This window comes from Nostoc sp., from assembly GCF_036919495.1.
In the GTDB taxonomy this organism is placed as follows: Bacteria; Cyanobacteriota; Cyanobacteriia; order Cyanobacteriales; family Nostocaceae; genus Nostoc.
Genome location: NZ_JBALBZ010000120.1, coordinates 1 through 690 on the forward strand (window position 1 = coordinate 1; position 690 = coordinate 690).

General features: G+C 42.3%; 1 protein-coding gene. It reads left to right on the forward strand.

The window, feature by feature from the left end; translation table 11 throughout:
- Positions 1-302 precede the first annotated feature (302 nt).
- The coding region (locus V7K25_RS16730) for an ISAs1 family transposase (protein ID WP_335159670.1) at positions 303-690 on the forward strand (388 nt) is incomplete at its 3' end.

The window sequence follows — 690 nt, forward strand, 5'->3', positions numbered from 1 at the left end:
CCAGGGTTAGCGCGTCTCAAACCCTATTGACAAGCGAACTTGCCCGATCAGCAATCAAGTTGGAAACAAAGTGGCACTATCCGAGCTAGGGTAATATTTAATCCATTTAGTTGCAAGCTCAAAGTAATGTCAACAGGATTTGAGAACAAGAAAAGCAAAACCAAAGCATCTTTTGCACCCTGCATAGATAGCAAAGACATTACCACTAAGTTTCAGGAATACTTCACACAAATAAAAGACCCCAGAGTGGAAAGGACAAGATATCATTTACTCACAGATATCATCACCATAGCGCCGTACCAGTGTCACAACTTCCTGCACTTCATGAACAAGATTTGTGGACAGGACTGACAACAGTTGTGATGGTAGTGCGTTCGATTCAGCATTGGAATAAAACTACCCAGGAGGTGCAATTTTACATTACTAGTCTCGCCAGCGATGCAAACAAAATTGGTAGTGCAATTCGACAGCATTGGGGAATAGAAAATTCTGTTCATTGGACATTAGATGTCACTTTCAATGAGGATGAATGTCGAATTCGTTCTCTGCACAGTCCACAGAATTTTGCTTTGCTACGTCGCATTGCTCTGAATGCCTTAGAGCGAGAATCATCTTTTCGTCGCAGTATTCGACAAAAGTCACGGCGAGCTGCGATGAATGATCAGTATATGGTTTCTATTTTGGCTGCGG